Raw genomic sequence first — 25,516 nt, forward strand, 5'->3', positions numbered from 1 at the left:
GGCCGGGGCGCGGGCGCGTCCCACGAGGCCGCCGCCTCCGCGGCGGACGGGGCGCCTCCGCGGCCACCGGCGGGCGCCGGGCCCTGCGGCTCGGCGGACCGCCCCGGGGCGGAGCCCGGGCCGGCGAGCACGGGCTCGACCTTCACCGAGAACCCGAGCGTCTCGCGCACCGCCTGCTGCACGAGGTCCGCGTGCGGCCCGGACCGGAACGCCGACGCCAGCCCGGGGGCCGAGAAGCCGAGGCGCAGGGTCGTCGCGTCGAGCTCGACCACCTGGGCGTTCTGGCTGATGAGGACCCACGTGGTCTTCTTGAGCCGACCGAGAGTGTCGAGCACCTCCGGCCACCGCCGGCGCAGCACCTCGGTGTCGCCGCCGCCGGGCGCGCCGACCGGGCGCTCCACCGGGGCGACGGGCTCGGCGACCGGCACGTCGTGGACCACCGCCGCCGGCTCTGCGGGGCCGACGGGCTCCGGCTCCTCCGGGGCGTCGGACGGCTCCTCGTCGGGGATGGGGCCCGCGGCCTCGCGCCGGCCCGGCGCGGGGACGTCCGGCCACGAGGTGTCGCCGTCGGCGTCCGCGGCGGCGACGGGGGCCGGCTCGGGAGTGGGGGGTGACACGTCGTCCGGCGGCGCGAGCGGTGCCTCGTCGGCGGGCGCGTCGACGACGGACCCGGCCTGCGCCGACCCGGCCTGCGCCGCGCCCTGCGCCGACCCGGCCGGCGTCTCGTCCTGTGCCGACCCGCCCGGCGCCGACCCGGCCCGCGCCCCCGCGTCCTGCACGGGAGCGGCCACCGGCGCGACGACCGCGACGCGCTCGACCGGTGCGGCCGGCGTCACGACCGCGACGCGCTCCACCGGTGCGGCCGGCGTGAAGGCCCCGGCCGACGGACGCGCCCCGGCCACCTCCGCGGGCTCCCGCCCGGCGGCCGGGGCGGAGCCACCGCCCACGCGGACGCCGTCCCGCTCGAGCCGGTCGAGGCGTGCGCCGAGCCCGGCCGCGGAGTCGTCCAGCGCGGGCAGGAGCAGCCGCGCCATGAGGAGCTCGAGGTGGAGCCGGGGCGACGTCGCCCCGGTCATCTCGGTGAGCGCGGTGTTGACGAGGTCGGCGGACCGGGACAGCTCGGCCGCGCCCAGGTGGGCGGCCTGCGTCTGCATCCGCGTCAGCTGGTCGCCCGGCACGTCGCGGAGCACGGCCGCCGCGGCGTCGCCGGACGCCGCGAGGACGATGAGGTCGCGCAGCCGCTCGAGCAGGTCCTCCACGAACCGGCGCGGCTCGTGGCCGGTGGCGATGACGCGCTCGACGACGCGGAACGCGCTGGCGCCGTCCCGGGCGGCCACGGCCTCGACGAGGTCGTCCAGCAGGGACGCGTGGGTGTAGCCGAGCAGCGCGACCGCGGCCTCGTAGTCGAGCCCCTCGGGGCCCGAGCCCGCGATGAGCTGGTCGAGCACGGAGAGCGAGTCGCGGACGGACCCTCCGCCCGCGCGCACGACCAGCGGCAGCACGCCGGACCCGACCTGCACGCCCTCGGCGCGGCACAGCTGCTCGAGGTAGCCGACCATGACGTCCGGCGGCACGAGCCGGAACGGGTAGTGGTGGGTGCGCGAGCGGATGGTGCCGATGACCTTGTCGGGCTCGGTCGTCGCGAAGATGAACTTCACGTGCTCCGGCGGCTCCTCGACGATCTTCAGCAGGGCGTTGAACCCCTGCGGCGACACCATGTGCGCCTCGTCGAGGATGAACACCTTGTACCGGTCCCGCGCCGGGGCGAACGTCGCGCGCTCGCGCAGGTCGCGCGCGTCGTCGACGCCGCCGTGGCTGGCCGCGTCGATCTCGACCACGTCGAGGCTGCCGGGGCCGCCGCGCGCGAGCTCGACGCACGACTCGCACACGCCGCACGGGGTGTCGGTCGGCCCCTCGGCGCAGTTGAGGCAGCGCGCGAGGATGCGCGCCGACGTCGTCTTGCCGCAGCCGCGCGGGCCGGAGAACAGGTACGCGTGGTTCGTCTGCCCCGTGCGCAGCGCCTGGCGGAGCGGACCGGTGACGTGGTCCTGCCCCACGACCTCCGCGAAGGTCTCGGGCCGGTAGCGGCGGTAGAGGGCTGTCGTCACCCCCAGAACTCTAGAGGTGGCAGCCCACACGCCGGGACCCCGGCGAGGTCGGCTGGGGACGGCGCGAGCGCTTCTCCTCCGGCGGGGGCGCCCGGCGCGCGCGACTCCCCACCCGGGCCTCGGCGCGCGCGGGCCGCGGCGGCAGCGGACGGGGCGGTGCCGGCGCGGCCCGCGTCACGCGCGCGACACGACGTCCCGCATGTCGGACGCGCCGTTCCATGCTGCGAGACGCGGCGCTAGTTTCGCCGCATCGCGGGCCGCCCACGGTCCGCCCGGGCCCCCGAGGAGGAGGCAGCACGATGCGCGAGCACGCCACGACCACCTGCCGCCTCTCGATGTGCGCCGCCGCGCAGGCCGTCGCCTGTCGCTGTACCGCCACGGCCTGACGGCCCGCCGCACCGCGACCGCACGAGCCGCCGGCACGGCCCCGTCCCGCACGCAGGGCCCGAGGCGGCGCCCCGTCACCCGCCACGGCCCGCGGTGCGACCACCGCCGCCCGCGCCCGACGCCCCGGGGCGGCGCCGCGCACCGCCGGCCCCCGGTCACCCCGCTACCCCCGAACCCCGCACCACCCCCGACCCGGCACGACCCCCGCCGGGCCTACGCGAGAGGCACACCCCCATGAAGCGCAGACTGACCGCCTGGATCGCCGCGATCGCCGCCACCGCGTCGCTCGCCGCCTGCGCGTCCGGCGGCGGCGAGAGCTCGGCCGGGGCCAGCGCGACGGCCGACGCGGACAACCGCGTCACGGTCCGCGTCGGCGTCACCGACAAGGCCCAGGAGTACTGGACGACGTTCACGGACCTCGCCGCTGACGAGGGCATCGACGTCGAGCTGGTGAACTTCACCGACTACACGCAGCCCAACCCGATCCTCAGCTCGGGCGACCTGGAGCTCAACCAGTTCCAGCACCTGCTGTACCTGGCCAACTACAACGTGAGCTCGGACGACGACCTGCAGCCCATCGGCTCGACGGCGATCTACCAGCTCGGGCTCTACACGACCAAGGGCTACGCCTCCCCGGACGACATCCCGGACGGCGCCGAGATCGCGATCCCGAACGACGTCGTCAACCAGGCCCGTGCGCTGCTCGTGCTGCAGTCGGCCGGGCTGATCTCCCTGACCGACGGGGGCAACGCCTTCTCCACGCCGGCCGAGATCGACGAGGCCGCGTCGACGGTCACGGTCGTCCCCGTCGACGCCAACCAGACCGCGGTCCAGCTGCAGAGCCTGGACGGCGCCGTCATCAACAACAACTTCGCGACGGACGCGGGCATCGACCCGACGACGGCGATCTACTCCGACCTGCAGGACACCGACACCGCCCGGCCGTACCTCAACATCTGGGTCGCCCGGGCGGAGGACGCCGACAACCCGGTGTACGCGCAGCTCATCGAGATCTACCACTCGCCCGAGGTCACCGACCAGCTGATCGAGGAGAACGGCGGCACCGCCGTGGTCGAGGACGTGCCGGCCGAGGAGCTCCGGTCCGACCTCGCGGACCTCGAGGACCTGGTCCGCGAGAACGCCTGAGCCCCGCGCCGCCGGACGGCGCCGGTCCCGCCCCGGGGCCGGCGCCGTCCGCGCGCGGGAGGGCGTGGCGACGCCGTGAGACCGGCGGACGCGGCGCTCCGGGCAGGTGTTAGGGTCGCCCGCGTCCGCCCCCCAGGGACAGGAGTCGAGCACGTGAGCACCCACGCCGCTTCCGAGCGCCGCGCGCAGCAGGTGCGCGCCATGGCCGGGGCGTCCTGCGGGCTCATGTGCTGTCGTCAGCGAATGTGCTGACGCTGCACCCTCGCAGCACGGCCCTCCCCCGGCGGACGTCCCGCCCGGCCCGACGCTCCTGACGAGCGGCCCGACCGGACGCCCACCCGGCCCTGACGCCGACGGCCCCGCGCCGCCCGGTACCGGACCGCCGCCGGAGAGCCACACCCCCCGGCGCCGCGCACCCCCGCACGCCACCGTCCTGCGGACCCGGCCACCGGCCCGCACCGGGCTCGCCCCCGCGACGGATCCCCGCTCAGAACCACCGGAAGGCAGCACCACCATGAAGCGCAGACTGACCGCCGTCCTCGCCGCCCTCGCCGTGGGCGCGCTGGCCGCCTGCTCCGGCGGCGGGCCCGCCGCCGCCCCGACCGCCGCGGACCCGGACAACCGCGTGACCGTGCGGGTCGGCGTGACGGACGAGTCCAAGGCCTACTGGACGACGTTCACCGAGCTCGCGGCCGAGGAGGGCATCGACGTCGAGCTGGTGAACTTCACGGACTACCAGCAGCCCAACCCGGTGCTCAGCGAGGGCCAGCTCGAGCTGAACCAGTTCCAGCACCTGCTGTTCCTGGCGAACTACAACGTGAGCGCGGACGACGACCTGGCGCCCATCGGCGCGACGGTCATCTACCAGCTCGGCCTCTACACGACGAAGGGCTACGCCTCGCCGGACGAGATCCCGGACGGCGGCGAGGTCGCCATCCCGAACGACCCGACCAACCAGGCGCGCGCGCTGCTGGTGCTCCAGTCGGCCGGCCTCATCACCCTGGAGGGCGGCGGCAACGCGCTGTCCACCCCGGCCGAGATCGACCAGGCCGCCTCCCGCGTGACGGTCGTCCCCGTCGACGCCAACCAGACCGCGATCCAGCTGCAGGACCTGGACGCCGCGGTGGTCAACAACAACTTCGCCGCCGACGCGGGCATCGACCCGACCACGGCGATCTACTCCGACCTCGAGGACACGGACACGGCCCGGCCCTACGTGAACGTCTGGGTCGCCCGGTCCGAGGACGCCGACAACCCGGTGTACGCGGAGCTCATCGAGATCTACCACCGCGACGAGGTCATCGGCCAGCTCCTGGAGGAGAACCAGGGCACCGCCGTCGAGCAGGACCTGAGCGCCGAGGAGCTGCAGACGAGCCTCGCGGAGCTCGAGGACCAGGTCCGCACCGCAGGCTGACGACCCGGCGCCGGGCGGCCCGCGGGTCGCCCGGCGCACGACCGCCCGCCGGCGCGACGCCGGCACCCGACACCCGCAACCGCGGGCGACCCCACCCCAGGACGGTGACCCGATGACCGCGATGGTCTCCCTGCGTGACGTCACGAAGGTGTTCGACGGGACCTCCGGTCCCGTCCGCGCCGTCGACGGCGTCACGCTCGACATCGAGCGCGGCGACGTGTTCGGCGTGATCGGCTCCTCCGGCGCGGGCAAGAGCACGCTCGTCCGGCTCGTCAACGCGCTCGAGACGCCGACCTCCGGGCAGGTGGTGGTCGACGGCACCGAGCTCACCGGGCTGTCCGAGCGCGGCCTGCGCCCCGCCCGCGCCGGGATCGGCTTCATCTTCCAGCAGTTCAACCTGCTGAAGTCCCGCACGGTCGCCGGCAACGTGGCGTACCCGCTGCGGGTCGCCCGGTGGCCCCGGGCCAAGCGCGAGGCGCGCGTGAAGGAGCTGCTGGAGTTCGTCGGGCTGTCCGACAAGGCCAAGCAGTACCCCGACCAGCTGTCCGGCGGGCAGAAGCAGCGCGTCGGCATCGCCCGGGCGCTCGCGACGTCGCCGGCCCTGCTGCTCGCGGACGAGGCGACCAGCGCCCTCGACCCCGAGACCACCAAGGACGTGCTGGACCTGCTCCGCCGGGTCAACCGGGAGCTCGGCGTCACGATCGTCGTCATCACCCACGAGATGTCCGTCGTCTCGTACCTGTGCAACCGGGTCGCCGTCATGGAGCACGGCAAGGTCGTGGAGGAGGGCGACGTCTACCGCGTGTTCGCGGAGCCGACGCAGCCCATCACGCGGCGGTTCATCGGCGCCGCGCTGCACGACCGCCCGCGGCCCGACGTGGTCGCCCGGCTGCGCGAGCGGCACGCCGGCCGGATCGTCACGATCGCGATCCGGGAGAGCGAGGCGACCGCCGGCGTCGTCGTCACGGAGCGCTTGCGCGCCCACGGCATCGACGGGCACGTCGTGTTCGGCGGCATCACCGAGGTGAACTCCCGCCCGCTCGGCTCCCTGACGTTCGCGCTCGAGGGCCCGGACGCCGCGGTCGACGCGTTCCTCGCCGACCTGCGCGCGCACACCGAGGTGATCGAGCACGCCCCGGACGGCGACCACGCCGGCCCCGCGAGCAAGGAGGTGGGCGCGTGACCACGCCCAACGGCACGTCCCTGTGGCCGACTCTCTGGGCCGCCCTCGGCGAGACCCTCCAGATGGCGATCGCGGCGCTGGCGATCGGCGGGCTCTGCGGCCTCGCCCTCGGCGTCGCGCTCTACGTCACGCGGCGCGGGAACATCCTGCAGAACCGCGCCGTGTTCACCGTGCTCAACATCGTGGTGAACATCATCCGGCCGATCCCGTTCATCATCTTCATCACGGCCGTCCGCCCGCTCACGATCGCCCTGACCGGCGCCTCGTACGGCGTCGAGGCGGCGATCCCCGCGCTGTCGATCATGGCGACGGTGGCGACCTCGCGCATCGTCGAGCAGAACCTCGTGGCGCTCGACCCGGGCGTGATCGAGGCGGCGCGCGCCATGGGCGCCGGACCGCTCCGGATCATCATGACGGTGATCGTCCCCGAGACGCTCGGCCCCCTGATCCTCGGGTTCACGTTCCTGTTCGTCGGGATCGTCGACATGACGGCGGTCGCCGGGGCGATCGGCGCCGGCGGGCTCGGCGACTTCGCGATCGTCTACGGGTACCAGCGGTTCAACGACGTCGCGACGTTGGCCGCCGTGGCCGTGATCGTCGTGATGGTCCAGCTGGCGCAGCTGCTGGGCAACACGCTGGCCCGCAAGATCTTGCGCCGCTGACGGGTGCCCGCCCGCGGGCGACCGCGGGCGGGCACACTGGGGGCACCGACCGGCCGGAGGGGGCGCACCGTGGGCGAGGACGAGCGCGAACAGGAGCCGTGGCGCGACGAGCGCGGGATCGGCGAGCGACCGGGGATGAACCAGAACCCCCTCGCCCCGAGCTTCCGGGACGGGCCCCGCACGACGCCCGCGTCGACGCGGTCCCTGCTGCTGGGGGCGGCGCCCGTCGTCGTGGTCGCCCTGGGGGTGCTGGTGTTCGCGTTCCTGCGCTGAGCTCTGGCAGTGATCATCCCTGCCGAGTGGTCCCCGGCTCCGGCTGCTGCGTCCATCGCCGGGGCGCGGGATCAGCCGTCCTCGGACCGGGAGACCACCGAGCTCGCGATGTAGACCGAACCGCGCACACCACGCCGCCCCTCGAGCCGGACGCGTCCGTCACCCCGGAGCAGGTCGAGCGCATACTCCACGCGCCTGCGCGTCATCCCGGTGACAGCCGAGAGCTCGGCGGCACTTCGCGGCCCGTCGCCGAGCACCGCGAGCAGGGTTCTGGCGTTCTCCTCCCGTCGGCTGATCCGTCCCTCCTCGGGAGCGAGCCGGGGAAGCGTGTTGATCGCCGCGAACAGGTCGAACGGCTCGGGCAGCCTGCCGGCCGCCACCTCCGGCGCGAGCGAGTAGGTGCGCCCGCCGCGCTCTCCGTGAGCCGTGGCGAGGCGCGCGTCCACGAGCCCTTGGAGATCGGCCCTGGCCGCCGTCGAGTCGCGGGGGAAGGCTGCCCGGAACGAGCTGTTCGTCCACACCTGGCCGTGCCGCATCGCGACGAGCGCGTGGCGCTGCGCGTCGTTGAGCGGCAGATCGATCGCGGCGAGCCACTGGAGGTCCGCGGGGGCGAGCAGCGCGTGGTTCGGCATGCGGACGGTGAAGCGCACTCCGAGGTCGTGGAACACCGGTGGCACCATCCCGGCGGCACGGAGGCTCGCCAGGACGTCGGGGATGCCTGACGCGAGGGCTTCGACGACCCGGCGGCCGTCGGCGAGGCGGACGTTCTGCGCGATACGCACCAGGGAGTCGTTCCGCGCGGAGCTGATGCGGTCATGCCCGAGCCGGTCGACGGTGATTCCCCACAACCCGCCGGGGTTCGCGATGACCAGCTGAGTCTGCTCCAGCACCAGCGAGACCGGGTACGACATCGCATGCGGCCCGAGGTCCCGGTGGATCACGGCGTTGGCGATCAGCTCGCGAACGGCCGTCAGGGGGTACTCCGGCTCGTCCCGACCGTGCCCGTCGTCGCCGAATCGCAGGCGCGTGCGGGTGTTCCGCTGAACCCACTGCGTGGCCTCGTCCAGCATGAGGGGCAGCGGGCCGTCGAACTTCCTCATGTCCGAGGCGCGCGTGCCCTCGGGGTCGCCGGCGCGGGGGGCGACGCTCGCCTGGATGACCAGATTCGGGACGAACTGCTGCGGATACACACCGAGCGACAGCAGCCCCGCCAGTGTCAGCCGGCCGTCCGGCAGCACGACTCCGGTGCGGAGCAGCAGCTCGTCGTCATCGAATCGGCTCAGCGCCGACGACGATGTCCGGCAGGTCCGTCGGTAGGCCGAGAGCAGGTCCGCGTCGAGGTCGTCCACCGACGTCCCGGCCACAGGCTGCCGATCGGATCGAGGGTGATCCCGGTTCGCGATCAGCGCCTGCTCCTCCAGCGCCGACATCTCGAAGTCGCCGTCGTACGCGCGCAGATAGGCCTTCTGCGAGCGGCGCACCCGGACGGGCTTGGATGCGGCCGGCGACTCCTGCACCTCTGCGACCACGAGCGAGCGTCCGTCGACCTGCCGCAGCCCGACGTCCACCATCACCGGCGGGACGACGTCGCGGCGGGCGATCGTCGCGACTCTCGCCTGCGCATCCCCGACGTCGTAGACCGGCACCGATGCGAAGCCACGACGCTCGTCGAGGCCGAGCAGCACGACACCTCCGCCCGGCGTGTTCGCGAACGCGCTGATGGTCTTCGCGAGGTCCGTCGGGAACCCGTGGCGGGCGGACTTGGCCTCGACGGTGGCCGAGTCGCTTCCCTCGTCACGTAGTGCAGCGACCAGCGACGTCAGCTCACCGTGATCCACATCCACAATTTACATGCACAAAGTCGGCGGGGTTGTGTGGATCTGAGGGCTCAGAGCTTCTTGCCCGGGTTGAGGATGCCGCGCGGGTCGAGGACCGCCTTGATCCCGCGCTGGATCGCCAGGACCCGCTCGCCGAGCTCGCCCGCCAGGGCGCCGCGCTTCTCGGTGCCGATCCCGTGCTCGCCCGTCACGGTGCCGCCGAGCTCGACCGCCAGACCCAGGATCCGCGCGTGGGCGTCCGCGGCCGCCGCGACCTGGGCCGGGTCGGCGGGGTCGAACGCGATGACCGGGTGCAGGTTGCCGTCGCCGACGTGGCCGCCGGTGCCGATCGGCAGCCCGGACTGCGCGGAGATCTCGCCGAGCCGCTCCAGCAGCTCGGGCAGCCGGGTGCGCGGCACCGCGACGTCCTCGTTGATCGAGCCGCCGCGCACCGCCCGCATCGCCGGGTTGAACGCGCGCCGGGCGCGCATCAGGGCGTGCAGCCGCTCCTCGTCGTGCGCGACGTCGACCGTGACCGCGCCGTGCGCCCGGGCGATCGCCTCGTACGCCGCGACGTCCTCGGCGCCACCGAGCGCCTCGTCGGTGATGGCCAGCAGCATCGCCTCGGCGCCCGCAGGCAGCCCGGCGTCCGGGTCGTACGCCACGAGGGACGCGAGCACGACGCCGTCCAGGAGCTCGAGCGTCGAGGGCCGGTGCGCGCTCGCGACGACGGCGTTCGCCGCGTCGAGCGCGTCGGCCACCGTGGCGAAGGTCGCGCACACCCCGCGGTCCGGGCCCGGGGCGGGCAGCAGCCCGAGCGTCGCCTCCGTGACGACCGCGAGCGTGCCCTCCGAGCCGACCACCAGGCCGGTGAGGTCCAGCCCGGCCACGGCCTTGACGGTCTCCGGCGACGTCCGGACGACCTCCCCGTCGGCGAGCACCACCTCCAGCGAGCGCACGAAGTCCCGGGTCACCCCGTACTTCACGCACCGCATCCCGCCCGCGTTCGTCGCGATGTTCCCGCCGATCGTGCTCTGGGCGTACGACGCCGGGTCCGGCGGGTAGAACAGCCCGCGCGCGGCCACCGCGTCGACCAGGTCCTTCGTGACGACGCCGGGCTGGACGACGGCGACCCGGTCGACCGGGTCGATCCGGCGGATCCGGGTCATGCGGGCCGTCGACAGCAGGATCGCGCCCGGGACGGCGTTGGCGCCGCCGGCCAGCCCGCTGAGCGCCCCCTGCGGCACGACCGGCACGCGGTGGGCGTGCGCGGCGCGGAGCACGGCGGAGACCTCGGCGGTGGTCGACGGCTGCACCAGGGCGACCGGGTCGCCGGTGGGCGGGGTCGCCGAGCCGTCCTGCGCGCGGCCCCGCAGGGTGCCGGGGTGGGTGACCAGGGCCTCGGCGGGCAACGCGGCACGCAGGTCGGCGAGGACGGCCGCGAGCGCGGCGGCGTCCGGCGCGGGGACGGGGACCGGGGCCGGGCCGTCGGCGGCCGGGTCGACGGGCGTGCGGGTCGCGGTCACGGCAGCCTCACGTGGTCGGGGGTGAGCTCGGCCAGCGACCGCACGCCGAGCAGGCGCAGGGTGCGGGCGATCTCGGTGGTCAGGATCTCGCCGACCCGGTCGACGCCGCGCTCGCCGCCCGCCATCAGGCCGTACAGGTAGGCGCGGCCGAGCATCACGGCCCGGGCGCCGAGCGCGACCGCCGCCACGATGTCGGCGCCGTTCGAGAAGCCGGTGTCGACGTAGACCTCGGCGCGGTCGCCGAGCGCCTGCACGGTCTCCGGCACGAGGGTCAGCGGCACGGGCGCCCGGTCGAGCTGCCGCCCGCCGTGGTTCGACAGCACGACGGCGTCCGCGCCGGCGCCCACGACGCGCTCCGCGTCGGCCACCGTCTGCACGCCCTTCACGACGAGCGGGCCGTCCCAGTGCTCGCGCACCCATGCCAGGTCGGCGAGCTCGACCGTCGGGTCGAACATGTGCGAGGCCAGCTCCTCGATCGTGCCCTGCCAGGAGTCGAGCGTCGCGAACCGCAGCGGCTCGGTGGTGAGGAAGTTCAGCCACCACGACGGGTGCAGCGCGCCGTCGACGACGGTCTTGACGGACAGCGCCGGCGGGATGCTGAAGCCGTTCCGGTTGTCCCGCAGCCGGGCTCCCCCGACCGGGACGTCCACGGTGATGACCAGCGCCTCGTAGCCGGCGGCCCTCGCCCGCTCCATGAGCTCGGTGGACGCGCCGCGGTCCTTCCACACGTACAGCCCGAACCAGTTCCGGCCGTCCGGCGCGGCGTCGGCGAGCTCCTCGATCGACGTCGTGCCCATGGTCGACAGCGTGTACGGGACCCCGGTGCGGGCCGCGGAGCGCGCGACGGCCCGCTCGCCCTCGTGCTGCATCATCCGCGTGAAGCCGGTGGGGGCGTACAGGAACGGCGCCTGCGCGGTGCGGCCCAGGACCGTGGTCGACAGGTCGACGTCGCCGACGTCCCGCAGCACCGACGGCCGGAACTCGACATCGCGCAGCACCCGCCGGGCGCGGCGCAGCGACACCTCGGCCTCCGCGGCGCCGTCCACGTAGTCGAAGACCGACCGCGGGGTGCGGGCCCGGGCGACCGTCCGCAGGTCCCGGACCGTGTACGCCCGGGACAGCCGGCGGGCCACCGGGTCCAGCTCCAGCGGACGCATCCGCACCAGGGGTCTGAGCTCGGACCAGGTCTGCAGCCGTCGCCGCACGGGTCGCCTCCTCGCCGGACGGGCCCGGCGGCTCCGGGCCCCGCCCCGGCACCGTAGCCCCGCGGGCGGGGCGCGGGGCGGGACGTCTCAGTCGGCGAGGGGCGGTGACGCAGGGGTGACGTGCAGCGACGCGGGGGTGCGGCGGGCTCACACCGCCCGCGCGAGCGCGACGACGGCGGCGGCCAGCACCGCGCCCGCGCCGACCACCCCGGTGGCGCGGCGTCCGGCGGCACCGACCCGTCGCCCGAGCACCGCCCCGGCACCGGCGAGCACCGACTGCCACGCCCCCGACGCGGCAGCGACCCCGACCACGAACCAGACGCCGGCAGCGCGGCCCGGGACGGACGCGGCCACCGCGGCGAAGGTGACGACGGTCAGCGGGTTGACCGCGGTGAGCAGCACGAAGCGCCCGGCCACCGCGAGCGGGCGCCGGGTCGATGTCGCGAGCCCCGGAAGCGGCCCCGGGCCGGGCACCGACCCCGGCTCCGGGGTCGACCCCGGGCCCTGCATCGACCCCGGGCCCGGCGCGGCGACGGCCTCCGCCAGCGGACCGCGGGGCGCCGTCAGCGCCGCACGCAGCAGCACGAGGCCGACCACCACCAGCACCGCCGCGGCGCCGAGCGACAGCGCCCGCTCGCGCCCGGCGAGCGCCCGCGCGAGCGCCGCGCCGCCCGTCGCGGCGACCACCGCGTAGCCGCAGTCGACCGCCGCGACACCCCCGGCGGCGGCCATCCCGTGGCGCCACCCGTCGAGCGCGGCGGTCCGCGCGACGAGCACCCCCACCGGGCCGAGCGGGACGGCGACGCCGAGCCCGGCGAGCACGCCCGCGGCGAGAGCGGACGCGGCCGGCGCGTCGAGCAGGGCGGGCATGCGGCGAGGATCCCGCGGACCGGACCGGGGACACCACACATCGCGCACCTCGGCTGCGACAATCGCGGCATGGACACCGTGGACGACGCGATCCTCCGTGAGCTGACCGTGGATGCGCGGCTGCCGTACCGCGAGCTCGGGGCGCGCGTGGGGCTGTCCCCGAACGCCGCGGCGGCCCGCGTGCGGCGCATGCTCGACGACGGACGCATCGGCGGCTTCACCGTCCGCGCGCCCGCGGCGGGTGACCGCGGACGCGCGGGGCTCGAGGTGTTCGTGGACGTGCGCCTCGCGCCGGACGCCGACTCCGAGACGTTCCGGCGCGCCGCCGTCGCCCGGCCCGAGGTGCTCGACGCCGTGCACGTCACCGGCGGCTACGACTACCTGGTGCACGCCGTCGTCCCGGACGCGGCGGGGCTGGACCGCCTGGTGCGCGCCATGAAGCGGGACGACGGCGCCGTGCAGACGCTCTCGCGCCTGGCCCTGCGGAACCCGGGCGGCTGACGGGACCCCGTCCGGAGCCCGCGACGAGCCCGTTCCCAGCCCGGCGCGATCAGCCCGCGCCCGGGCCGCCCTTGCGGTCCTTCGCCCGCTAGTCCCCGGGGGGACCCGCACGGTCCTTCGCCTTCTCGGCCGTCGTGCCACCCGCACCGCCGCCCTGCCCCCGGTCGGCCGGCGGGCCACCGCCCGACGAGCGCCCGGGTCCCGACGAGCTCCCGGGGTCGGCCTCCGCGGCACCGCCCGAGGACCCCGGACCGGAGCCGGGGTCCGTGGCAGCCGCTCCGTCCCCGGACACCGCCGGCTCGTCCGACGGGGCTGCCCCGTCGCTCTCCACCGAGGCGTCCACGAGCACCGCGGTGTCGGAGGGCTCGGTCGCCGCACCCCCGGGCGCCGTCGTCGTGCTGTCGGCGGGCTCCTCGACGGGGTCGGCGGTGCGGCCGGCGCTCACGGTCGCGGCCGGTTCCGGGTCCGCCACCGGCGGGCGCTCGCCCAGCGCGCGAGCGCCCAGCAGGGCGGCGGTCACGCCGACGGCGGCGACGGACACGGCCGCGACACGCAGCCCGCCACGACGCGGCGCGCCCGCCCGGCGGCGGGTCCGGCGCGCGCGGGCGAGGTCCACAGGGGGCGCGGCGGCCGCGACCGCGGGGGCGTCGCCGTCGGCGCGCTGCGCCGGGGAGACCGCCTGCGTGGGCTCACCCTCGTCGTCGGCGACCGCCACGCCGGGCTCCGAGCGGCCGGGGGCCCCGACGACCGGCGGCACCACGACGCCGAGCGGCACGGTCGCGGAGCCGACGTCGCCGGTGACGAGCCCGGCCGCCGCGGGCCGCAGCAGCGCGCGCAGCTCCTCCGCCACCGCGACGGCGCCGGGGCGGTCGGTGGGCTCGAGGGCTGTCATGGCCGTCAGCAGCCCGGCCCAGCGCGGCCCCAGGTGGCGCGGGATCGGCGGGGCGTGGTGCAGGCGCGCGACGGCGGACGCGATGGGCGTGCCCGGGAACGCCCGCTCGCCGGTGAGGCACTCGACGAGCACGAGCCCGAGGGCGTAGACGTCGGACGCCGGCGTCAGCGGTCCCCCGGTCGCCTGCTCCGGGCTGAGGTAGGACGGCGTGCCGAGCAGCTCGCCGGCCACGGTGAGGTGCTCGTCGGACGGCGCGCGGGCGATCCCGAAGTCCGCCAGCTTGGTCCACGGCACCGTCGCACCGGACCGCTCCTCCGCGGGCAGCAGGATGTTCGCGGGCTTCACGTCGCGGTGCACGACGCCCTCGTCGTGGATGTACGCGAGCGCCTCCGCGACGTGCGCCCCGACGACGGCGGTCTCGTCGGCCGACATCGGCCCGGCCGCCACCCGCGTCGCGAGCGACGGACCGCGCACCAGCTCCATGACGAGGTAGTCCTGCCGCTCCCCGCCGGCCAGCTCGGCCGTGCCGGCGTCGAAGACGGTGACGAGCCCCGGGTGGCTGAGCCGCGCGAGCAGCTGCATCTCGGCGCGGTGCCTCTCGTCCGCCACCGGCCCGGCGTTCGAGGGGTGGAACGCCTTGACGGCGACGTCACGGCCCAGCACGTCGTCACGCGCGGCGTACACCTCGGCCATGCCGCCGCGACCCAGGCGGTCGCCGAGGACGTACCGACCGGACAGCACGGTGCCGCTGCCGAGCACACGCTCGCGGGGCGGCGCGTCGGCAGCCGGCGCAGTGGGGCACGGCTCCTCGGCGCGTGCGTCCTCCGCACGCCTCTCGCTCACGCGGGACCTCCTCGACGGGTGGCACCAGGATCGCCGCGGATCGGCGAGCGCGCGCGTCGAGCGGGACCGGCGTCCCCCGTCCCGGTGACGGGCGACGCCGGCCCCGGAGGCGGCCACGGGGGAGTCAGTCCGGCCTGACCTGCGTCTCCGCCAGGACGGTGCGCAGCAGCGGGCGGCTCGTCTCCGTCGCCGCGAGCACCAGCAGGCAGCCCGCGGTGAGGCACGTCACGAGCAGCAGCAGCCCGCGGGGGTCGCTGACGCCGGTCAGGCCGAGCAGGGGAGAGAACATGACGACCGCGGCGGCAGCGGACCCGACGCCGACGAGCAGCATCGGCACCAGCACCTCGCGACGCCGCACCGAGTCGAGCAGCTCGACCGGCGTCCCCGCGAGCACCTGGAGCGCGTACTCGCGCCGGCGGTCCAGCACGCCCGCGGCCTGCGTGATGCCCGCGGAGGCCGCCGCCACCAGGAACGCGATGACGAGCGTCAGCATCCCGCCGCGCACCAGGTCCCCGGACATCGTCTCGGCGGCGGCCACGTCCGCCGCGCTCGCACCGTCGCCCGCGCCACCGGACGCCAGCACGGGCAGGACGGCGAGCGACCCGGCGACGAACCCGGCGAGGCCGAGCCCGCCGACCACCCGCCACACCGCGCGGGGGTCGTCCACCAGCCGGCGCGCGGCGAGGAGCTGCGCCGGGGTCCGCGCCCAGCGCACGCGCAGACGCCCGGCCAGCCCGAGCACCCACGGCCCGACGAGGTTCAGCGCGCCGAAGCCCAGGGCGAGCGACGCGACGGCGAACGTGGCCGCCGCGGCTCCGAGCTGCCCGAGCCCGGCCAGGACGACCATGAAGACGCCCATCGCGACGACGGCGACGACCGCGCGCACCGCACGCAGCCCCGGCGGGGTCTGCCGACGGGCCACGCCGAGCGGCGACACCACGACGCGGCGCAGCGACACGACCCCGCTGACCACGGCGAGCAGGGGCACCGCCACGGCCGCCGCCACCAGGACGGGCCACCCCACCCAGAGCTCGGCCGCCGAGAACGTCGAGCCCTGGAACGGCACGCGCGTCCACACCGGCAGCAGCGCGACGTACCCGACCACCCCGGCCGCCGCCCCGACGAGCCCCTGCCAGGCGGTCTCGACCACGGTGAGGGCGACGACCTCCCGCGGCGTGACGCCCAGCAGGCGCAGCGTCGCGAGCCGGGCGTCCCGGCGCGCCACGCCGAGCCGCGCCGCCGACCCGCCCAGCGTCAGCAGCGGGACGACGAGCAGCACCAGGGCCGTCCAGGCGAGCACGACGTAGAAGTCGGCGTTCTCGCGCTGGTACGCACCCACCGGGTCGGCGGCGCGTCCCAGGAACCCGAGCAGCCCTCCCACCACCGACAGCGTCAGCGCCGTCATCACGGCGAACGCCGCCACCGCGAGGGCCGTCGTCAGCCGGCTGTCGCGGCCGCCCGCGGAGCGCAGTCGCGGGGCCAGCGCGAGCACGGCGCTCACCGGGCACCGCCGGGCGCGGTCGACGGAGCGGACGGGGACGCGGACCCGGCAGCGGCGGCCGGGGCGCCGGCGCGAGGTGCCTGCCGCACGTCGGCGACGACCCGGCCGTCCCGCACCTCCACCCGCCGGTCGCACCACGCGGCGACGCCGGCGTCGTGCGTCACCAGCACCAGCGACGCCCCCGCGAGCCGGGTCGTCTCGGTCAGCACCCGCATGACGTCCTCGCCCGTCGCCTGGTCCAGCGCCCCGGTCGGCTCGTCCGCGAACACGACCTCCGGCCCGGTGATGAGCGCCCGCGCCACCGCGACGCGCTGCGCCTGCCCGCCCGACAGCTCGCCCGGCCGGCGCCCCTCCATGCCCGCCAGCCCCAGCGACCCGAGCCAGCGCACGGCGAGCGCCGTCGCCTCCTTGCGGGACGTGCCGAGCAGCATCGGGGCCAGCGCCACGTTCTCGACCGCCGGCAGCTCCGCGAGCAGCTGCCCGAACTGGAACACGAACCCGTACTGGCGCCGCCGCACGAGCGAGCGCCCGCGCTCGTCGAGGTCGTGCAGCGTCCGGCCCGACAGCGCGACGCTGCCGGAGTCCGGCACGAGGATGCCCGCCAGGCAGTGCAGCAGCGTCGACTTGCCCGACCCGGACGGCCCCATCACGGCGACGGACTCGCCCGGGGCGACGTCGAGGTCCACCCCGGCCAGCGCCGTCGTCGCGCCGAAGCGCTTGACCAGCCCCCGGGCGGACAGGCGCGGGGGCGCCGGCGGGGCGCCGTACGGGGCGGCCGCGGGTGGCGCCGCCGCGGTCGGTGCCGCAGCGGGCGGGGTTGCCGCGGGCGGGGCGGCCGGGGAGGGGACGGGGAAGGCGTGCGGCTCGGTCATGCCCCCAGCGTCGTCGCGGGCGCCGGGCGGCCGCGTCGGCCCGCGGTCGCGTCCTGCGGGCGGGGCCGGTGCGACCGCGGTCGGAGGCGCCGCGTCGCGTCCGCCCGCAGTCGGAGGCCCCGTCATCCGCGCTGCCGACCCCGGGCGTGCAAGGACCCCCCGCACACCCGCCAGAGCTCACCTGCCCTTGCTGCCTTCCGGCCCTGGGGGGGTTCAGCGAGATGACGCCGCACGAGGGGTCTGCCCCCAAGCCTAACGCAGCCGCGGGGTCACTCCGCGTCGAGCCGACGCAGGTAGCGCTCCGGTCCGGCGAGGAACCCCTGCCACGACAGCACGAGGTCCGTCTCCTCCCACCGGGTCTCCCGCAGCCCCCACCCGCCGACCTCCCAGACCCGCGCACCCGGCAGCGCCGCGAGCACCGGCGAGTGCGTCGACAGCACCACCTGAGCGCCCCCGGCCACCAGCCGCCGCAGGTGGGCGAGCAGCGCCAGCGACCCGGTGAACGACAGCGCCGACTCCGGCTCGTCCAGCACGTACAGCCCCCGCCTGCGCATGCGGTCCTCCGCGAGCGCCAGGAACGACTCGCCGTGGGACATCTCGTGGAACGCCAGGTCCGCCGGCGACGGGTTGTCCTCCAGGTAGGTGAAGAACCCGTGCATCGTCTCGGCCCGCAGGAAGAACCCCCGCTTCGAGGCGCCCGCGCCGCGCTCCAGCACCAGGTGCCGCCACAGCGCGGACTCCGACGCGCGCGTCACGCCCCGCGCGCCCGTCGACCCGCCCTCCGCGCCCATCCCGAACGCCATCGCGAGCGCCTCGACCAGCGTCGACTTGCCCGCGCCGTTCTCCCCGACCAGCACGGTCGCGGCCCCCAGGTCCCACCCGTCCCGCAGCACCTGAGCCACCGCGGGGACCCGGGCGAACCACGCCCCGGCGTCGACGGGCTCGCGCGCGTCCGCACGCACGCGTCGGACCGGCAGCGCGGGACCTGTCAGGGGCACGGGGACAGCCCACCACACCGGGCCGGCGCCCCGGGGACGCCGCTCAGGCGCAGTTTCCGAGCACCCCCCGGGCTCGGGTACCCTCTACGGGCCGGGAGGATTCGCCTAGTGGCCTATGGCGCACGCTTGGAAAGCGTGTTGGGTGCAAGCCCTCGGGGGTTCGAATCCCCCATCCTCCGCCGGAAGAAGGGCCCGTTCCCGCAGCGATGTGGGCAGCGGGCCCTTCGTCGTCGACGGGTGTCCCCGGCTCGCACGCGGTCTGACGACGGTGAGCGGACCTGAGTTGCACGGCTGTGATCGCAGTCTGTGCCGAGGTGTGGCACACATCCACCTCCGCCGATGCAGGCGAACCTTCGAAGCCGGACCCAATTGTAAGTCTCGCGCGGTGTTAGCCTTCATTTGTGGACGTCGTACGCTTCACCAGCAGCCCGGTCGGACATCTCGTCCCCATCCGGGGGACGGACGGCAGGACGGCCCGGCCGTACGAGCACGTCGCCTTCGTCGCCTCGCCGCTGGGCGCCGAGCCCACGCTGCTCCCTGCGACCTGGCACGCCGTGAACGGCGCGAACCGCGCGCTGGCCCGCCTGGATCAAGCCTCCCGGCAGATCCCCCGCGCTGATCTCCTCCGAGGCCCGACGCTCCGGCGTGAGGCGCAGAGCACGTCTGCCCTCGAGGGGACATTCGCGCCGCTGGAGCAGGTGCTCGCCGCGGACCGTGCGAGCAGCGAGACGCTGAGCGCCGAAGTGGCCGAGGTGATGAACTACGTGGACGCCGCAGGCGCCGCCTTCGCGAGCATCACAGCCCAGGACCGCATCACCGTCGGGCTGCTCGAGTCGGTGCACGGCGTCCTCGTGAGAGGAACTCCTGCCGACACCGCGGACGCAGGCAGGATCCGGCACACGCAGGTCGCGATCGGGAGCGCCAACGGCACGCTCGAAGACGCCCGCTTCGTTCCGATGCCACCTGGGATCGAGCTCGACATCGCCGTGCGTGATCTCGTGGACTGGATGAACGACGTCAGCTCGCCGCGCGAGCCGCTCGTCTCCGCCGCGATGGCTCACTACCAGTTCGAGACACTCCATCCCTTCAACGACGGGAACGGGCGTATCGGTCGTCTCCTGGTCGTCCTGCACCTGATGGTCGCCAAGCTCGTCGAGCAGCCCCTCCTCAGCGTGTCGCCCTGGTTCGAGATCCGGCGTGCGGCTTACCAGGACCATCTCGCCGAGGTTTCGGCCACTGGCGACTGGGACACCTGGATCCGGTTCTTCGCGACCGGTGTCCAGGCGTCCGCCGACGACACCCTCCAGCGGGTCAACCGCCTCCTCGCCATCCAGCAGCGCTACGTCGCTCTGCTGCAGACGGCGAGCATCAAGGGCCTCGCGCGGGACATCGCGGAGGCCCTCATCGCGGACCCGATCGTCACGGTCCCACGACTCGTCCGCGCGTTCGGCAAGACACCACCGTCCACGAACCAGGCCGTCATGAAGCTCGTCGACCTCGGCATCCTCAGCGGCCCGCACGGGACGTACAACCGTGCGTTCGTCGCGAGGGACGTCCTGGCTGCGATCTCGGCGCCGATCGGCGGTGTGCCGGCACCCGACGAACCTCTCTCGTCGTGATCGTCGCACGCTCCGCGAGCGAGGCCCCGGCGTGCTCGCGCCTCACGACCCGGCGTCGCCGCCGGTCGTGCCCTCGTACAGCCCGACCTGGTTGCCCTCCGTGTCGATGAACGCGGCCCACCAGCTCGTCGCGTCGATCTCGCTGCGCGGCACGACGACCCGTCCGCCGAGCTCGGTGACCCGGCGCAGCGTCTCGTCGATGGAGTCGACCTCGACGTAGGACCGCGGCTGGTCGAACCCCTCGCTGCGCGGTGCGAGGCCGCCGCCGCTGACCTTGTTCGGAGCCTGCCACATCGGGTAGCCCTCGAACCCGGGGTACTCCTGGATCTGCCAGCCGAACAGCGCGCCGTAGAAGCCCTTCGCCCGCTCGACGTCGTCGACCGGGATGTCGATGTGCGTGATGTCGCCGTGTGCCATGTCCGCTCCCCGGGCCGGTGACCCCGCACCGTCGCGGGGTCGGCTCCGTCCAGCGTACGGACGACCCCCGACAGCGCGCCCGGACGGCCGGAGGTCAGCCCTTGGCGCGGCGGGGCGACGCGAACGTGCGCAGGCGTCGGGCGGCGACGGCGAGCTGCACGTCGCGGTACTGCGCGGCCCGGTGCATCTGCCCGCGCAGGTCGCTGCCGGAGGGGCGGTGCCGCAGGTCGCACGGCACCTCCACCGCGACGAAGCCCTTGCGGAGCAGGTCGATCGTCATGCCGGTCTCCACGCCCCAGCCGCGGGCGAGCGGCGTGGCGGCCTCGAACGCCTCCCGGGTGAGGCAGCGCATCCCGGACAGCGGCTGGGTCGGCGTCCACCCGGTCATCGACTGGATGGCCCGGCGGGCGGCGCCGACCACGATGCCGCGGCCACCGGCACCGGGCTGCGGCGGCAGCAGGGCGATCGAGACGTCGGCCGTGCCCTCGAGCACCGGCGGCACCAGGGGCGCGGTGTTCACGGCGGTGTCGCCGAGGTCCCCGTCGATGAAGAGCAGCAGGCGCGGCGGGCGGTCGGGGGCGTCCCGCATCGCGACGACGGCGGCGCCGGTCTCCATCGCGGACGCCTTGCCGCGGTTGTGCGAGTGCCGCACGACGACCGCGCCGGCCTCCCGGGCGACGTGCTGCGTGTTGTCCTCGGAGCCGTCGTCGACGACGAGCACGAGGTCGACGTGCGGGATCGCCCGCGCGGAGCGGACCGTCGCGGCGATCCGGCGGGACTCGTCCTTCGCGGGGATGACGACCGCGACGCGCTGGCGGGAGCGCCCGGTGCGGGTGGTCGTCGTGGGGGTGTCGATCGGGGCGGTCGGCTGCGGCAGGTGACGGCGGGGCTTGCGCCCTGCCGGGGGCGTCGGGGCCGCGTCCGCGTCTGGGGTCGACGCGTCCGGGGCCGCTCCGGACCCGGCGTCGTCGGGGGCGTCGGTGGCGCCCGCGGGCTCAGGGGCAGGACCGTCGGCGACCGGTCGTCCCTCGGTCCTGTCCTGCGCCTCGCCCGTCACCCGAGACAGCCTAACGATCCGGCACGTCCTCGACCCCTTCCGGGCCCCGGACACGCGGAGGCTGCACAGGACGGTCACACCGGCGGCCCGGCCTCGTCACCAGCGGCTCGGCCCGGGCACGCGGACCGGAGGCGGGGAGGTCCGGGGGCCGCGGACGGCGGGGGCCGGGCCGGGACGTCGCCCGGCCCGGCCCCCGCCGGTGCTGTGGTCCGCGTCAGCGCAGCGTGACCTGCCGGGCGACGATGCCGGCGCGCGCACGGCGGGCGTTCGCGTCGAGCGGCTCGGTGTCCGCGATCGCCGCCTCGAACACGGGCGCGAACGCGGCGAGCGGCGCCTCGACGTCCTCCGCCTCCGACCCGCGCGCGAGCTCCCACACCGGGACGACGAGGCCGTTGGAGCGGAAGTAGCCGATGAACTTCGCGCCGTCGAAGCCCGACTCGCGGCGTCCGTGCAGGCGGGCGAGGCCGTCGATGACCTGCTGCTCGTCGTGCGGCTGCGCCCAGCGCAGGTACTCGCGGGCGCCCATGCGGACCCAGTACGCCGCCTCGACGCCCGGCACCTTGTGCGTGTCGACGACGCCGGCGTCGGCCTCCTCGACGGCCGCCTTCAGCTCGGGCGTCATCTCGGTGTCCGGCGCGATCCAGTAGCCGAAGCCGTCCTCGACGGTGACCTCGAACGGCACCGTCAGGTCCAGCACGTCCTGCAGGCGCGGGCCGGGGCCGGGCAGGCCGGACTGCTGGACGGCCGTGCCGGGCTCCGCGTCGAGCGCCTCGAGCAGCGCGGCGGCGAGGTCGCGGCTGGCGTCGCCCGAGCCCCCGACGGTCTGGAGCGCGAGCAGGACCACGCCGTCGGCGCGGTGCAGCGCGGACCACCCGGACGGCAGGACCGTGGTGACCACCACGTCGCGCGCCCCGTGCTCGGCGACGGTCCGGGCGGTGGCGGTCGCGGCGGGCACGAGCTCGCGCAGGGCGACCCAGTCGGGCTCCCCGGGGAGACCCTCGAACGGGCGCAGGACGAACTCGACGTCGGATGCTGAGGCCATGCCCCCAGGCTACCGGCCGGGACGCCCGCGTCCGGTTGTCCACAGGTTCCCGTCCGGCCCGCCGCGCCGCGCGCTTCGGTGGCAGGATCGACGGCATGGACCCCCGCGCCGGAACCCCCGCCCAGCCCTCCGACCTGGTCGACGTCGACGCGATGCTCGCGGCGTACCACGACCGCCGCCCCGACCTGGACGACCCCGCCCAGCGGGTGGTGTTCGGCACGAGCGGCCACCGCGGGTCCAGCCTCGACGGCGCGTTCAACGAGGCGCACATCGTCGCGATCACGGCGGCGATCGTCGAGTACCGCCGCGGGCAGGGGACGGACGGCCCGCTGTTCATCGGGCGCGACACGCACGGGCTGTCGCTGCCGGCCTGGCGGACGGCGCTCGAGGTCCTCGCGGCCGCGGGCGTCGAGGTCCGGGTGGACGCGCGCGACTCCTGGACGCCGACGCCGGCCGTCTCCCACGCGATCCTGCTCCACAACGGGGCCGCGACCTCGGAGGGCGTGCGGGCCAGCGGGCCCGGCCTCGCCGACGGCATCGTGGTGACCCCCTCGCACAACCCGCCCCGCGACGGCGGCTTCAAGTACAACCCGCCGCACGGCGGCCCGGCCGGCTCCGACGCGACCTCGTGGATCGCGGACCGCGCCAACGAGCTGCTCGCGCAGGGCGTCGACCGGGTGCCGCGCGTCAGCGTGGACGCCGCGCTCGCCGCCGACACCACCCGCAAGCACGACTTCCTCGGCGCGTACGTCGACGACCTGGTGCACGTGGTCGACCTGGACGCCATCCGGTCGGCCGGCGTGCGGATCGGCGCCGACCCGCTCGGCGGGGCGTCCGTCGAGTACTGGGGGGCGATCGCGGAGCGCTACGGCCTCGACCTCACGGTCGTGAACCCGCGCGTCGACCCGCAGTGGTCGTTCATGACGCTCGACTGGGACGGCAAGATCCGGATGGACTGCTCGTCGCCGTCCGCCATGGCGTCGCTCGTCACGGCGATGGGTGCCGACGCGCCGTTCGACATCGCCACCGGCAACGACGCCGACTCCGACCGCCACGGCATCGTCACGCCGGACGCCGGGCTCATGAACCCGAACCACTACCTCGCGGTGGCGATCCGCTACCTGTACTCCGGCGCCCGCCCCGGCTGGCCCGGCGACGCCGCGATCGGCAAGACCCTCGTGTCCTCGTCGCTCATCGACCGGGTGGCGGGCAGCCTCGGACGCCGCCTGCTCGAGGTGCCCGTGGGATTCAAGTGGTTCGTGCCGGGGCTGCTCGACGGCTCCGTGGGCTTCGGGGGCGAGGAGTCGGCCGGCGCGTCGTTCCTGCGCACCGACGGCTCGGTGTGGACGACCGACAAGGACGGGATCATCCTCGCGCTGCTGGCCTCCGAGATCCTCGCCACCACCGGCAGGACGCCGTCGCAGCACCACGCGGAGCTCGTCGGGGAGTTCGGCGAGTCCTGGTACGCGCGGGTCGACGCCCCGGCGACGCTCGAGCAGAAGGCCACGCTCGGCCGGCTCTCGCCCGAGCAGGTGACGGCGACGACGCTCGCCGGCGAGGACATCACGGCCAAGCTCACACAGGCCCCCGGCAACGGGGCGGCCATCGGCGGGCTGAAGGTGACCACCGAGAACGCCTGGTTCGCCGCGCGCCCCTCCGGGACGGAGAACGTCTACAAGGTCTACGCGGAGTCGTTCGTCAGCCCCGAGCACCTCGCGCAGGTCCAGGAGGCCGCGAAGGACGTCGTCTCCGACGCGCTCGGCTGAGCGCGCGCGTCGCCGCCGGCGGGCCTAGCGTGGGCCGCCCCGGCGGTGCCGGTGCCCGCCTCCGCGGCGACGTGGGCCGGCGACGGCCGGTGACCGCTCGGGGCGGCCCGCACCGGGTCGCTACCGAGCGAAGGAGCACGCGATGAGCGAGTCCAGCACCCCCGTCCCCGACGACGCACCGGACGCCGTCACCGACCCCGACGTGGACGCCGTCCGCGACGAGGAGATCAGCGACGAGGAGGTCGCGCGGTCGATGCCGGACGCCGGCACGAGCGACGCCGACCCCGGCTCGTTCCTCAACCCCTGACCGCGGCGGCTCGGCGCGCGGGGACGCGCACCGGGCGGTAGACCGGAGGCCATGACGCAGACCCCCGGACCCGGCGCCGTCCTGTTCGACGTCGACGGCACGCTCGTCGACTCCAACTACCTGCACGTGCACGCCTGGGTCCAGGCGTTCGCCGCCGCCGACCACCCCGTCGACGCCTGGCGCGTGCACCGGCGGATCGGCATGGGCTCCGGGCGGCTGCTGCGCGAGCTGCTCGGCGACGACACCGAGGCGCTGGCCGACCGGGTGAAGCAGGAGCACACCGCCCGGTACGCGGACCTCGCCGGGCTGCTCCGGCCGTTCGACGGCGCCCGCGAGCTCGTCCGGGACCTCGCGGACCGCGGGGCCCGGGTGGTGCTCGCGACCTCCGCGGCACCCGAGGAGGTCGAGCGGCTGCGCGAGGTGCTCGACGTCGACGACCTCGTGCAGGTCACGGCCTCGCAGGACGTCGAGGAGGCCAAGCCCGAGCCGGAGCTGGTCGAGGTGGCCCTCGAGCGTGCCGGCGTCCCCGCCGACCGGGCGGTCTTCGTCGGCGACTCGGTGTGGGACGTGCAGGCGGCCGTCCGCGCGGGCGTGCCGTGCGTGGCCGTCCGCAGCGGCGGCACCTCCGCGGCCGAGCTGACCGAGGCGGGCGCCGTGGCCGTGCACGACGACGTGGCCGAGGTGCTGCGCGACCTCGACGCGAGCGCCCTGGCGGCCGTCCTGCGCTGAGGCCGGCCCCGCCTCAGTCCCCGGTGCCGGCGACCAGGTCCGCGTAGTCCGGGTGCTCGGCGACGAACGCCCGCACGAACGGGCACGCCGGTTCGATCCGGTCGCCCGAGGCACGGACCAGGTCGAGGGCGGACCGGACGAGCGTGGAGCCGATCCCGTGCCCCTCCTGCCGGGGGTCGACCTCGGTGTGCGCGAACACCACGACCCCGGGCCTGCGCTCGTACTCCGCGACACCCAGCACCGCACCGTCGGGGCCCACCGCCTCGAACCGCTGCCGCTCCGGCACGTCCCGCACGTCCACGTCCGCCATCCCGCGAGTATGCGTCACCCGGGCCGCGCCCTCCACGGCGCCCCGTGTCACCCGCTGGTGGGACACTGTGC

The 25,516-nt window shown here is 75.6% G+C and carries 23 protein-coding genes, 1 tRNA gene and 1 other RNA gene; 11 read left to right on the forward strand and 14 right to left on the reverse strand.

Annotation, left to right across the window (positions count from 1 at the left end; genetic code table 11):
• Positions 1–2,108: DNA polymerase III subunit gamma and tau (locus AAHH18_RS13150; protein ID WP_343301925.1), on the reverse strand; the 2,108-nt coding region annotated here is incomplete at its 3' end.
• Between the two features lie 621 nt (positions 2,109–2,729).
• Here AAHH18_RS13150 and AAHH18_RS13155 point away from each other — a divergent pair.
• The 5 genes from AAHH18_RS13155 (at position 2,730) to AAHH18_RS13175 (ending at position 7,173) form a co-directional block, all read left to right on the forward strand.
• Positions 2,730–3,641 carry a MetQ/NlpA family ABC transporter substrate-binding protein gene (locus AAHH18_RS13155; protein WP_283318516.1) on the forward strand — a complete coding sequence of 304 codons (912 nt, stop codon included), beginning with the start codon at positions 2,730–2,732 and terminating at the stop codon, positions 3,639–3,641.
• Between the two features lie 514 nt (positions 3,642–4,155).
• Positions 4,156–5,055: a MetQ/NlpA family ABC transporter substrate-binding protein gene (locus AAHH18_RS13160; RefSeq protein ID WP_343301926.1), complete on the forward strand. Its 900-nt coding sequence runs from the start codon at positions 4,156–4,158 to the stop codon at positions 5,053–5,055.
• 112 nt (positions 5,056–5,167) lie between these two features.
• Positions 5,168–6,238, forward strand: a complete 1,071-nt coding sequence (locus tag AAHH18_RS13165; protein WP_343301927.1) for a methionine ABC transporter ATP-binding protein — start codon at positions 5,168–5,170, stop codon at positions 6,236–6,238.
• A 62-nt stretch (positions 6,239–6,300) separates the two neighbouring features.
• Positions 6,301–6,900 (forward strand): methionine ABC transporter permease, encoded by a 600-nt coding sequence (locus AAHH18_RS13170; RefSeq protein ID WP_283321915.1) that lies wholly within the window; start codon positions 6,301–6,303, stop codon positions 6,898–6,900.
• A 69-nt stretch (positions 6,901–6,969) separates the two neighbouring features.
• On the forward strand, positions 6,970–7,173 hold the full coding sequence (locus AAHH18_RS13175; RefSeq protein WP_283318519.1) for a hypothetical protein: 204 nt from the start codon (positions 6,970–6,972) through the stop codon (positions 7,171–7,173).
• Positions 7,174–7,244: 71 nt separating this feature from the next.
• Here AAHH18_RS13175 and AAHH18_RS13180 read toward each other — a convergent pair whose 3' ends face one another.
• The 4 genes from AAHH18_RS13180 to AAHH18_RS13195 all read right to left on the reverse strand — a co-directional run bounded on the left by AAHH18_RS13180 (position 7,245) and on the right by AAHH18_RS13195 (position 12,591).
• A complete protein-coding gene (locus tag AAHH18_RS13180; protein ID WP_343301928.1) occupies positions 7,245–9,011 on the reverse strand; it encodes an ATP-binding protein in 1,767 nt (588 codons plus the stop codon).
• Positions 9,012–9,061: 50 nt separating this feature from the next.
• Complete coding sequence (locus tag AAHH18_RS13185) at positions 9,062–10,516, reverse strand: FAD-binding oxidoreductase (protein WP_343301929.1); 1,455 nt, start codon at positions 10,514–10,516, stop codon at positions 9,062–9,064.
• Complete coding sequence (locus AAHH18_RS13190) at positions 10,513–11,721, reverse strand: alpha-hydroxy acid oxidase (RefSeq protein ID WP_343301930.1); 1,209 nt, start codon at positions 11,719–11,721, stop codon at positions 10,513–10,515. The genes AAHH18_RS13185 and AAHH18_RS13190 overlap by 4 nt, the downstream gene beginning before the upstream one ends.
• Positions 11,722–11,868: 147 nt before the next feature.
• Positions 11,869–12,591 (reverse strand): LysE family transporter, encoded by a 723-nt coding sequence (locus tag AAHH18_RS13195; RefSeq protein WP_343301931.1) that lies wholly within the window; start codon positions 12,589–12,591, stop codon positions 11,869–11,871.
• Between the two features lie 69 nt (positions 12,592–12,660).
• On the opposite strand from AAHH18_RS13195, the gene AAHH18_RS13200 reads away from it, so the two are divergent.
• Positions 12,661–13,092 (forward strand): Lrp/AsnC family transcriptional regulator, encoded by a 432-nt coding sequence (locus tag AAHH18_RS13200; protein WP_343301932.1) that lies wholly within the window; start codon positions 12,661–12,663, stop codon positions 13,090–13,092.
• Between the two features lie 88 nt (positions 13,093–13,180).
• Here the strand turns inward: AAHH18_RS13200 and AAHH18_RS13205 are convergent, their stop codons facing one another.
• From AAHH18_RS13205 to AAHH18_RS13225, 5 genes are all read right to left on the reverse strand, one after another.
• Positions 13,181–14,827 (reverse strand): serine/threonine-protein kinase, encoded by a 1,647-nt coding sequence (locus AAHH18_RS13205; protein ID WP_343301933.1) that lies wholly within the window; start codon positions 14,825–14,827, stop codon positions 13,181–13,183.
• Positions 14,828–14,951: 124 nt separating this feature from the next.
• A complete protein-coding gene (locus AAHH18_RS13210; protein ID WP_343301934.1) occupies positions 14,952–16,328 on the reverse strand; it encodes an FtsX-like permease family protein in 1,377 nt (458 codons plus the stop codon).
• Positions 16,325–17,200 carry an ABC transporter ATP-binding protein gene (locus AAHH18_RS13215; RefSeq protein WP_343301935.1) on the reverse strand — a complete coding sequence of 292 codons (876 nt, stop codon included), beginning with the start codon at positions 17,198–17,200 and terminating at the stop codon, positions 16,325–16,327. The genes AAHH18_RS13210 and AAHH18_RS13215 overlap by 4 nt, the downstream gene beginning before the upstream one ends.
• Before the next feature lie 147 nt (positions 17,201–17,347).
• Positions 17,348–17,444: signal recognition particle sRNA small type (gene ffs, locus AAHH18_RS13220), an RNA gene on the reverse strand.
• 25 nt (positions 17,445–17,469) lie between these two features.
• Positions 17,470–18,162 (reverse strand): AAA family ATPase, encoded by a 693-nt coding sequence (locus AAHH18_RS13225; protein ID WP_343301936.1) that lies wholly within the window; start codon positions 18,160–18,162, stop codon positions 17,470–17,472.
• Between the two features lie 130 nt (positions 18,163–18,292).
• On the opposite strand from AAHH18_RS13225, the gene AAHH18_RS13230 reads away from it, so the two are divergent.
• Positions 18,293–18,377 (forward strand) — tRNA-Ser (locus AAHH18_RS13230).
• A 222-nt stretch (positions 18,378–18,599) separates the two neighbouring features.
• Positions 18,600–19,817, forward strand: coding sequence for a Fic family protein (locus AAHH18_RS13235; RefSeq protein ID WP_343301937.1), 1,218 nt, complete (start codon positions 18,600–18,602; stop codon positions 19,815–19,817).
• A gap of 42 nt (positions 19,818–19,859) precedes the next feature.
• Here the strand turns inward: AAHH18_RS13235 and AAHH18_RS13240 are convergent, their stop codons facing one another.
• The 3 genes from AAHH18_RS13240 to AAHH18_RS13250 form a co-directional block, all read right to left on the reverse strand.
• Positions 19,860–20,234: a VOC family protein gene (locus tag AAHH18_RS13240; RefSeq protein ID WP_343301938.1), complete on the reverse strand. Its 375-nt coding sequence runs from the start codon at positions 20,232–20,234 to the stop codon at positions 19,860–19,862.
• Between the two features lie 94 nt (positions 20,235–20,328).
• The gene (locus AAHH18_RS13245; RefSeq protein ID WP_283321916.1) at positions 20,329–21,090 is read right to left on the reverse strand and encodes a glycosyltransferase family 2 protein; all 762 of its coding nucleotides are present in this window, start codon (positions 21,088–21,090) and stop codon (positions 20,329–20,331) included.
• A 415-nt stretch (positions 21,091–21,505) separates the two neighbouring features.
• A complete protein-coding gene (locus tag AAHH18_RS13250; protein WP_343301939.1) occupies positions 21,506–22,333 on the reverse strand; it encodes a DUF5926 family protein in 828 nt (275 codons plus the stop codon).
• Positions 22,334–22,428: 95 nt separating this feature from the next.
• Between AAHH18_RS13250 and pgm the strand changes: the two genes are divergently transcribed.
• The 3 genes from pgm to AAHH18_RS13265 all read left to right on the forward strand — a co-directional run bounded on the left by pgm (position 22,429) and on the right by AAHH18_RS13265 (position 25,135).
• On the forward strand, positions 22,429–24,099 hold the full coding sequence (gene pgm, locus AAHH18_RS13255) for a phosphoglucomutase (alpha-D-glucose-1,6-bisphosphate-dependent) (RefSeq protein WP_343301940.1): 1,671 nt from the start codon (positions 22,429–22,431) through the stop codon (positions 24,097–24,099).
• Positions 24,100–24,241: 142 nt separating this feature from the next.
• Complete coding sequence (locus tag AAHH18_RS13260) at positions 24,242–24,406, forward strand: hypothetical protein (RefSeq protein WP_283318533.1); 165 nt, start codon at positions 24,242–24,244, stop codon at positions 24,404–24,406.
• A 51-nt stretch (positions 24,407–24,457) separates the two neighbouring features.
• Complete coding sequence (locus AAHH18_RS13265; RefSeq protein ID WP_283318534.1) at positions 24,458–25,135, forward strand: HAD family hydrolase; 678 nt, start codon at positions 24,458–24,460, stop codon at positions 25,133–25,135.
• A gap of 13 nt (positions 25,136–25,148) precedes the next feature.
• On the opposite strand, the gene AAHH18_RS13270 is transcribed toward AAHH18_RS13265, so the two are convergent.
• Positions 25,149–25,445 (reverse strand): GNAT family N-acetyltransferase, encoded by a 297-nt coding sequence (locus AAHH18_RS13270; RefSeq protein WP_343301941.1) that lies wholly within the window; start codon positions 25,443–25,445, stop codon positions 25,149–25,151.
• Between the last annotated feature and the right edge of the window lie 71 nt (positions 25,446–25,516).

The sequence above is a fragment of the Cellulomonas olei genome (assembly GCF_039548315.1).
Classification (GTDB): Bacteria; Actinomycetota; Actinomycetes; order Actinomycetales; family Cellulomonadaceae; genus Cellulomonas.

Bases quoted from the DNA above. Each gene is read 5' to 3' on its own strand.
- AAHH18_RS13155 (WP_283318516.1), top strand. From the start codon at position 2,730: ATGAAGCGCAGACTGACCGCCTGGATCGCCGCGATCGCCGCCACCGCG.
- AAHH18_RS13160 (WP_343301926.1), top strand. From the start codon at position 4,156: ATGAAGCGCAGACTGACCGCCGTCCTCGCCGCCCTCGCCGTGGGCGCG.
- AAHH18_RS13165 (WP_343301927.1), top strand. From the start codon at position 5,168: ATGACCGCGATGGTCTCCCTGCGTGACGTCACGAAGGTGTTCGACGGG.
- AAHH18_RS13170 (WP_283321915.1), top strand. From the start codon at position 6,301: ATGGCGATCGCGGCGCTGGCGATCGGCGGGCTCTGCGGCCTCGCCCTC.
- AAHH18_RS13195 (WP_343301931.1), bottom strand. From the start codon at position 12,591: ATGCCCGCCCTGCTCGACGCGCCGGCCGCGTCCGCTCTCGCCGCGGGC.
- AAHH18_RS13200 (WP_343301932.1), top strand. From the start codon at position 12,661: ATGGACACCGTGGACGACGCGATCCTCCGTGAGCTGACCGTGGATGCG.
- AAHH18_RS13215 (WP_343301935.1), bottom strand. From the start codon at position 17,200: ATGACCGAGCCGCACGCCTTCCCCGTCCCCTCCCCGGCCGCCCCGCCC.
- AAHH18_RS13240 (WP_343301938.1), bottom strand. From the start codon at position 20,234: ATGGCACACGGCGACATCACGCACATCGACATCCCGGTCGACGACGTC.
- AAHH18_RS13250 (WP_343301939.1), bottom strand. From the start codon at position 22,333: ATGGCCTCAGCATCCGACGTCGAGTTCGTCCTGCGCCCGTTCGAGGGT.
- pgm (WP_343301940.1), top strand. From the start codon at position 22,429: ATGGACCCCCGCGCCGGAACCCCCGCCCAGCCCTCCGACCTGGTCGAC.
- AAHH18_RS13260 (WP_283318533.1), top strand. From the start codon at position 24,242: ATGAGCGAGTCCAGCACCCCCGTCCCCGACGACGCACCGGACGCCGTC.
- AAHH18_RS13265 (WP_283318534.1), top strand. From the start codon at position 24,458: ATGACGCAGACCCCCGGACCCGGCGCCGTCCTGTTCGACGTCGACGGC.
- AAHH18_RS13270 (WP_343301941.1), bottom strand. From the start codon at position 25,445: ATGGCGGACGTGGACGTGCGGGACGTGCCGGAGCGGCAGCGGTTCGAG.